This window comes from Micromonospora echinofusca (genome assembly GCF_017614955.1).
Classification (GTDB): domain Bacteria; phylum Actinomycetota; class Actinomycetes; order Mycobacteriales; family Micromonosporaceae; genus Micromonospora; species Micromonospora echinofusca_A.
This window is the reverse complement of sequence record NZ_WVUH01000321.1, coordinates 1-8,225: the sequence shown is the minus strand read 5'-3', so window position 1 is coordinate 8,225 and position 8,225 is coordinate 1. Positions and strand designations below refer to the sequence as shown.

Annotated in this window: 6 protein-coding genes; 1 reads left to right on the top strand and 5 read right to left on the bottom strand. The window is 73.3% G+C overall.

What is annotated here, in order from left to right:
• The first annotated feature begins 75 nt into the window (after positions 1 to 75).
• Positions 76 to 1,203, top strand: coding sequence for a glycosyltransferase family 4 protein (locus GSF22_RS27035; RefSeq protein ID WP_208816555.1), 1,128 nt, complete (start codon positions 76 to 78; stop codon positions 1,201 to 1,203).
• A gap of 63 nt (positions 1,204 to 1,266) precedes the next feature.
• Here the strand turns inward: GSF22_RS27035 and GSF22_RS27030 are convergent, their stop codons facing one another.
• The 5 genes from GSF22_RS27030 to GSF22_RS27010 form a co-directional block, all read right to left on the bottom strand.
• On the bottom strand, positions 1,267 to 2,934 hold the full coding sequence (locus GSF22_RS27030; protein WP_208816557.1) for a putative bifunctional diguanylate cyclase/phosphodiesterase: 1,668 nt from the start codon (positions 2,932 to 2,934) through the stop codon (positions 1,267 to 1,269).
• 76 nt (positions 2,935 to 3,010) lie between these two features.
• Complete coding sequence (locus tag GSF22_RS27025; protein WP_208816558.1) at positions 3,011 to 3,823, bottom strand: SAM-dependent methyltransferase; 813 nt, start codon at positions 3,821 to 3,823, stop codon at positions 3,011 to 3,013.
• A 350-nt stretch (positions 3,824 to 4,173) separates the two neighbouring features.
• The gene (locus tag GSF22_RS27020; RefSeq protein WP_208816554.1) at positions 4,174 to 4,842 is read right to left on the bottom strand and encodes a response regulator transcription factor; all 669 of its coding nucleotides are present in this window, start codon (positions 4,840 to 4,842) and stop codon (positions 4,174 to 4,176) included.
• Positions 4,843 to 4,849: 7 nt separating this feature from the next.
• A complete protein-coding gene (locus GSF22_RS27015; protein ID WP_307804363.1) occupies positions 4,850 to 6,535 on the bottom strand; it encodes a GAF domain-containing sensor histidine kinase in 1,686 nt (561 codons plus the stop codon).
• A gap of 14 nt (positions 6,536 to 6,549) precedes the next feature.
• Positions 6,550 to 8,225: AMP-dependent synthetase/ligase (locus GSF22_RS27010; protein ID WP_208816553.1), on the bottom strand; the 1,676-nt coding region annotated here is incomplete at its 5' end.

The following is an 8,225-nucleotide window of genomic DNA, read 5'->3' as shown; positions in this document are numbered from 1 at the left end:
CCTCTACTCCGCCTCCCATCCCTCCACCGTGGAACGGATGGCCGCCGCCCGTGCCTACGCGAGGGGAGCCGGTCGTTGAGCCGGACACTGCTGATCACCAATGACTTCCCGCCCCGCCCCGGCGGCATCCAGTCGTTCGTGCACAACCTGGCCGTCCGGCAGCCCCCGGGTTCCGTGGTGGTCTACGCCTCCACCTGGCGGGGAGCCGAGAAGTTCGACGCCGACCAGCCGTTCGAGGTGATCCGGGAGCGGACCAAGGTCCTGCTGCCCACCCCGCTGGTCGCCCGCCGGGCGGCCCGGCTCGCCCGCCGGTACGACTGCGACACCGTCTGGTTCGGCGCGGCGGCCCCGCTCGGCCTGCTCGCCGCCGGCCTGCGCCGTCGGGCCGGGGTGCGTCGGGCGGTGGCCCAGACCCACGGGCACGAGATCGGCTGGGCCGCCCTGCCCGGGGCGCGCGCGGCCCTGCGCCGGATCGGGCGGGGCGTGGACGTCACCACCTACCTCGGCGAGTACACCCGGGTCCGGTTGGCGCGGGCGCTGCACGGGGTGACCGAGTTGGAACGGCTCGCCCCCGGGGTGGACGTCGACGCGTACCACCCGGACGTCGACGGTGAGCCGATCCGGGCCCGCCTCGGGCTGACCGACCGGCCGGTGGTGGTCTGTGTCTCCCGGCTGGTGCCACGCAAGGGTCAGGACGCGCTGATCCGGGCGTTCCCGCAGATCCGCCGACGGGTACCGGACGCCGCGCTGCTGATCGTCGGCGGTGGCCCGTACCGCCCGACGCTGCAGAAGCTCGCCCGGCAGGTGGGGGTGGAGCGGGACGTGGTCTTCACCGGCTCCGTACCGGCCGACGAGCTGCCCGCGCACTACGCGGCCGGCGACGTCTACGCGATGCCCTGCCGGACCCGCAACCGGGGTCTGGACGTGGAGGGGCTGGGCATCGTCTATCTGGAGGCGTCCGCCACCGGACTGCCGGTGGTCGCCGGGGACTCCGGCGGTGCGCCGGACGCGGTCCGCGAGGGGGAGACCGGGTACGTCGTCCCGGGGCGGGACCTGGCACAGCTCGCCGACCGGGTGGCCACCCTGCTGGCCGACCGGGATCTGGCCCGGCAGCTCGGCGCGGCCGGGCGGGCCTGGGTGGAGCGGGAGTGGCGCTGGGAGACCCAGGCCCAGCGGATGGCCGCCCTGCTCGCCGCCGGATAGCCGGGGCCGATCTGCTCGCCGCCGGCTAGCCGGGGGCCGCCCTGCTCAGCGCCGGCTAGCCGCTCAGCGCAGTCGTTCCAGGATCCGTTCCGCCGGTGCCGGCCGCCCGAAGTGCCACCCCTGCGCCGCGTCACAGCCGATCGCCCGGAGCCGCTCGGCCTGCGCCGGGGTCTCCACCCCCTCGGCCGTCACGGTCAGGTCGAGGGCGTGCGCCAGGGAGACCAGCGAGGCGAGGATGCGTTCGTCCGTCCGACTGGCCGGGTCGTCGGCCGGGGCCCGCAGCCCGGTGACGAAGGAACCGGCCAGCTTCAGCTCGTCGACCGGCAGGTCACGCAGGTACGCCAGGTTGGAGTACCCGGTGCCGAAGTCGTCGATGGCGATCCGGACGCCGAGGTCGCTGAGCACCCGCAGGGCGCGTACCGGCTCCTCGGCGGTACTCATCATGGTGCTCTCGGTGATCTCCAGTTGCAGCCGCTGGGGCGGCAGGCCGGTCCGCTCCAGCAGGGCGCTGACCTCGTCGACCAGCCCGGCCGCGTGCACCTGCCGGACGGCCAGGTTGACGCTGATGAACGGCGCCGACGGGGTGACCTCCGACCACCGTCCCGCCTCCCGGCACGCCTCGGCCAGCACCCAGCCGCCCAGCTCGACGATCAGCCCGGTCTCCTCGGCCAGCCCGATGAAGCTGTCCGGTCGGAGCACCCCGAGCTGCGGGTGGCGCCACCGGACCAGGGCCTCCACCCCGAGCACACCCCCGTGGACGAGCGAGGTGAGCGGCTGGTAGTCCAGGTAGAACTCGCCGCGTTCCAGCGCGGCCGGGATGGCCGCGGAGAGGGCGTACCGGGTCATCTCCCGTTCGTTGCGGTCCGGGTCGAACAGCGCCCACTGCGCCCCACCGGCGCCCTTCGCCCAGTGCAGGGTGATGTCGGCGGCGCGCATCAGGTCACCGGGGGTGGTCCCGGCCACCGGGCGTTCCACGATGCCGATGCTCGCCGAGACGGTCAGTTCGTGCCCGTCGACCAGCGCGGACTCACCGACGGCGGCCAGTGCCGCGTCGGCGACCTTCACCACGTCGTCGGTGCACTCGGTGCCCTCCACCAGGATGACGAACTCGTCGCCGCCGAGCCGGGCCACCAGGTGCTCGCCGACACTGCGCCGCAACCGGTCGGCGACCGAGACGAGCAACCGGTCACCGATCTGGTGCCCGAGGGTGTCGTTGACCACCTTGAACCGGTCCAGGTCCATGAAGCAGAGCCCCACCCGGTCGCGGCCCTCCTGCGGGTCGCGGATGGCGCCGGTCAGCCGCTCGGTGAACAGGGTCCGGTTCGGCAGGTCGGTGAGCGGGTCGTGGGTGGCCTGGTGCCGGAACCGGGCCTCGCTCTCCCGCAGGGCCCGCTCCGCCTCGGCGCGGGCCAGCATCCCGGCCCGCCGGATCGACTCCTGCTCGTCGAGTGTGCGGTCGCGCAGGGCGCGGGCGTACCCGGTCGCCACGCTGGCCAGCAGCCGGGCCATCCGGTCCTGCACGTCGGACTCGACCAGTCCCAGGTCCCGCAGCAGTCGCAGGTGGATCACCTCGACGGTGCGGCCGAGGCCCTCCGCGGAGGCGATGTGCGCGGCCACCAGATCGGCGCCGACCTGGTACCCGACCCGCAGGTCGAACGGTTCGGCCCGTAACGCCCCGGCCAGCCGTACGGTGAGCCGTTGCAGGAACGCCTCCAGTTGGGCCTGGGTCATGGGCAGGTAGCTGGTACCGGACACCGCCTTGGCCCAGGCGCGGGCGAAGTCCCCGGCCCGGTCCGGTACCTCACCCTCACTCACCGAGCCGCCCGACACCGCCGATGAAGGCCGACTGCGCGGCGTGTTCGGCGGCGTCCGGGGAGTCCGGCCGCCACTCGGGTACCCACACCACCCCGGGATCGACCAGGTCGAACCCGTCGAAGAGCGCGGTCAGGGCGGTGCGGCTGCGGACCGTCAGCGGGTTGTCGGTGTTGCGGTAGACCCGCTCGGCCTCCCGCTTCTCCTCGTCGGTCGCCCGGCCGTCCGCGCTGGCCTGGGAGAGCACCAGGTAGCTGCCCGGTGGCAGGGTCCGGCGCAGCGTGGCGATGATCCCGGCGGGGTCGTCGGAGTCCGGTACGAAGTGCAGCACCGCGACGATCATCACCGCGATCGGCTCGGAGAAGTCGAGCAGCCGGCGGAGTTCCGGATGGGCCAGGATCTCCGCCGGGCGGCGCAGGTCCTCCTGGATCACCGTGGCCGACGGGTTGCCCCGCAGGATCTCCCGGCTGTGCGCCACCGCCACCGGATCGGTGTCCACGTAGACCACCCGGGCGTCCGGCGCGCTGCGGGTGGCGATCTCGTGCACGTTGCCGACGGTGGGGATGCCGGACCCGATGTCGAGGAACTGGCGTACCCCGGCGTCGAGCAGGAACTGCACGGCCCGGCGCAGGAAGGCCCGGTTCGCCTGGGCCATCAACGGCGCCTCGGGCACCGCGGCGATCATCGCCTGGGCGGCGGCCCGGTCCACCGCGAAGTTGTGTGAGCCGCCGAGGTAGTAGTCGTACATCCGGGCCACGCTCGGCCGCTCGATGTCGATGGTCTCCGGTGCCCAGTCCGGCCGCTGCACCATGCCAACCCCTCTGTGCCGATGCGATGGATCATCGCCCGCGTGGGCCATCCGGGTATTGTGCCGCTTCTGTCCGGCGCACTCCAGAGGGTGGTGGGCACCGGAGTCGGGGTCCGCCCCGCGCTGACCTGCCGGTCCGCCGGGCGGGCGGCGGCCGGACGGCCGGTCCGCCCGGGGCGTGGCGGTTGTCACGTCACCGGCCACCGGTTCTCCCGGTCCGGCCCGCCGGGTGTCAGGCCACCGGCGGCCCAGGGCACCGACCCACCGGCGGTCCGGTCGTCGGACCGCCGGTGATCCCGGGTGGGGCGTCGGGAACCGGTGCCACCGGGAGGTCGACCTCCCGGTGCCGGTCAGAACTTCGGTGCGTCCGGCGCCTCGAGCAGGCCGAGTCGCAGCGCCGTCATCAGCGCCTGCGCCCGGTTGGCCGCACCCAGCTTCTCGTAGAGCTTCGAGATGTGCGTCTTGGCGGTCGACTCGCTGACGAAGAGCTGCTTGGCGATCCCGGCGACGCTCATGCCGTCGGCCAGCAGCCGGAGCACCTGGCTCTCCCGGGGGGAGAGCTGCGGGCCCGACGGGGCGAGCCGACGCTTCATCGCCTCGGCCAGGTCGGCCGCGGTGAACGCGCTGGGGGAGGAGGCGGCGTGCCGGGCGGCGGCGACGACCTCGTCGGCCGGCGCGGTCTTCGGCACGAACGCGCTCGCCCCGGCCTCCAGCGCGCCGAAGAGCTGGTCGTCCCCGGCGTACATGGTCAGCACCACGATGCCCATCGAGGCGCTGGACTTGCGCAGCGCCCGGGTCGCTTCGAGACCACTGCCGTCGGGCAGCCGCAGATCCATGATCACCACATCGGGCTGGAGCGCGCCGGCCTGGCGCACCCCCTCGGCCGCCGTGGCGGCCTCGCCGACGACCTCGAACTGCCGGTCCCGCTCGAAGGCGTGGCGCAGGCCCTTGCGGATCAGGTCGTGATCGTCGACGAGCAGGACCTTGGTACGGGTGGCCGGCATGGGACTTGTGGTCATCCTCGGGTTACTCCCCTTCTGCTGCGGTGCCGCTATCGCGCACGTTATCGCGCCGGGGCGAGGTGCCGAGTACCACCGCCACGGTCGTGCCGCTTGGTTGACGCGGTCGGATCTCCAGTCGGCCCCGGATACGTTCCGCCCTCTCCGCCATGATCGCAAGACCGTACCGCCCGTCCGGACGCTGGTCAGCGATGCCCTGACCGTCATCCGACACTTCGATCTGGGCGTACGGTGGGTCCACCTCGCAGGTGACCCAGAGGTTCGTGGCCCCGGCGTGCTTACGCGCGTTGGTGACCGCCTCCTGGGCGATGCGCAGCAGTTCCGCCTCGGTGGCGGCGGGCAGCCGGGCGGTGGACTCGTCCAGGGACAGGTGCACCCGCAGTCCGCCGGAGGCGCCGACGGTACGGGCGTACTCGGCGATCGCGGCGGCCAGCCCGCCGTGCCGGTCCACCTCGCTGCGCAGCTCGAACAGGCTCAGCCGCAGCTCGGTGATCACCCGGGTCACCTCGGCGCGCAGCGTCCGCAGCGCCTCCTCGGTCTCCTCGGCGTCGGAGTGCACCGTGGCCAGGGCGTTGTCGATGCCGTACCCGACCATGACCAGTTCCTGGGCGACCCCGTCGTGGATCTCCCGGGCCAGCCGCTGCCGTTCCTCGTTGGTGGCCAGCGAGCGTACCTCGTCGAAGAGCAGCGCCGCCTCCAGCCGCAGCGCGGCGGGCCGGGTCAGCGCGGTCACCCGGGACACCACGGGGGCCGGGTAGGCGTTGGCGGCGTCCGCCTCCAGGGTGACCAGACCGACCGTACGGACCCCGGCGACCAGGGGTACGACCAGGGCGGACACCTCACCGCCCCGGTGCGAGCGGGCCTGCGAACGGTGTGCGGTCTGCGGCTGCTGGCTGGCCCACGCGTCGGCGATCGCCGAGTCGGCGTCCAGGGTGGTCTCCCAGTCGACCCGGTCCACCCCGACCTGCGCCAGCACGACCAGTCGGCCACCGCCGCTGGCCGAGAGCACCGCGGCCCGGTCGGCGCGGGCCACCGTACGCAGCTCCTCCAGCAGGTGCTCGGAGATGCCACCCGGATCGAGGGTGGCGCCGGGCAGTTGCCGGGCGACGCTGCGCAACTGGGTGAGCAGCCGGGTCGCCTCGGCGTACGGCTGCGGTTTGCCCTCGCCGCGGACCTGCATCATCCGTTGCAGGGTGCCGGTGGCGAAGAGCCCGATCGAGGCCAGGATCAGCCACTGGAGGCAGACCGCCAGGTAGCCGATCTGACCGAGCTGCGGCCCCCCGTCGGCGGCCTCGGTGAAGGCGCCCGCGCCGAGCAGGGTGGCGGCGGCGACCGCCAGCAGGGCGACCCCCTCCCGGTGCCGGCGCTGCCAGGCGGCCACGGTCAGCGGCACGGCCAGGTACGGCAGGATGGCGGACGCGCCGAGACCGCGCAGGGTGGTCACGGCGGAGACCTGACTGGCCGCCAGGCAGACGATCACCACCTCGGCGAACCGGCCGAGTGGGGCGAGGACCCGGTGGTGGGGGGCGAGCAGGGCCGGCAGGCCGGCCACCGCGAGCAGGGCGATCCACCAGAGCTGGGCGACGTCCCGGGTGGCGATCAGGGTGAGCACGGCGACCAGCGCGAGCATCACCACGCGGGCGGCTGCCGCGAGCGGATGCGGGCGGGGTCGGACGGGTGTCGAGGCGGGCACGTGACGGATCGTAGTCAGCTCTGGTAGATGTCGGCGATCTCCGCCGCGTAGGTCTTCTGCACCACGTTCCGTTTGACCTTCAACGATGGGGTCAGTTCGCCGGTGGTCTCGGTGAAGTCGCGCGGCAGGATCCGGAAGACCTTGATCGCCTCGGCCTTGGAGACCGCCTGGTTGGCGTCGTCGATCGCGGTCTGGATCTCGGCCCGCAGCTTCTCGTCGTGGCGCAGGTCGGCCACGCTGGCGCCCTCCGGGTACCCCGCCTGGGTGCGCCACTCGGGCCACGCCTCCTCGTCCACGGTGACCAGGGCGGCGATGAACGGCTGCCGGTCGCCGACCACCACGCACTGGCTGACCAGCGGGTGGGCCCGGACCCGGTCCTCCAGCACGGCGGGCGCGACGTTCTTGCCGCCGGCCGTCACGATGATCTCCTTCTTGCGGCCGGTGATGCGGAGGAAGCCGTCGGCGTCCAACTGGCCGAGGTCACCGCTGTGGAACCAGCCGTCGGTGCCGAGCACCTCGGCGGTGGCCTCCGGGTTGCGCCAGTACCCCTGGAAGATCAGCTCACCGGCGATCAGGATCTCGCCGTCGTCGGCGATCCGGATGCTGACCCCGGGCAGCGGCCGGCCGACGGTGCCGATCCGGGTCGCGCCGACCAGGTTCGCGGCGGCGGCCGGGGAGGTCTCGGTCAGCCCGTACCCCTCCAGGATGGTCACCCCGATGCCCCGGAAGAAGTGCCCGAGGCGGGCGCCGAGCGGGGCACCGCCGGAGATGGCGTCCCGGCAGCGGCCCCCGAGCGCGTTGCGCAGCTTGCGGTAGACCAGCCGGTCGAAGACCGCGTGCTGCACCCGCAGCCGCAGGCCGGGCCCGCCCGGGGTGTCCAGCGCCTCGCTCCAGGCCACGGCGACCTGCTCGGCCCGGTCGAAGATGGCGCCCTTCCCCTCGGCCTGCGCCTTCTGCCGCGCGCCGTTGTAGACCTTCTCGAACACCCGGGGTACGGAGAGCACGAACGTGGGGCGGAAGTCCTGGAGTTCGCCGACCAGGTCCTTGACGTTGGCGCAGTGCGACATGGTGGCCCGGGCCTGCACCACGCCGATCTGGATCAGCCGGGCGAAGGCGTGCGCCAGCGGCAGGAACAGCAGCGTGGAGGCGCCCGGGTTGAACAGGTTGGGCAGTACGGGTACCGCGTTGGCGATGTCCGCGTACATGTTGCGGTGGGTCAGCACGCAGCCCTTGGGGCGGCCGGTGGTGCCACTGGTGTAGATGATCGTGGCGATGTCGTCGGCGCGGAGCCCGGCCCGCCGCTGCTCGATCTCGGCCGGGTCCACCGAGGCGCCCCCGGCCACCAGGTCGTCCAGTTCACCGAGGTCGATCTGCCAGACCCGGGTCAGCTCGGGAAGCTGGTCCCGGATGCCGGCCAGGATCAGCGCGTGCGCGTTGGTCTCCACCACGCAGGCCGCCGCGCCCGAGTCGGCGAGGATCCAGGCGGTCTGCTCCGCGCTGGAGGTCTCGTAGATGGGCACGGTCACCGCCCCGGCCGCCCAGATCGCGTAGTCCAGCAGCGTCCACTCGTACCGGGTCTTGCTCATCAGGCCGACCCGCATGCCCGGCTCCACGCCGGCGGCGACCAGGCCCCGGGCCACCGCCACCACCTCGTCGCGGAACTGCTGGCAGGTGACGTCCACCCGGGCGG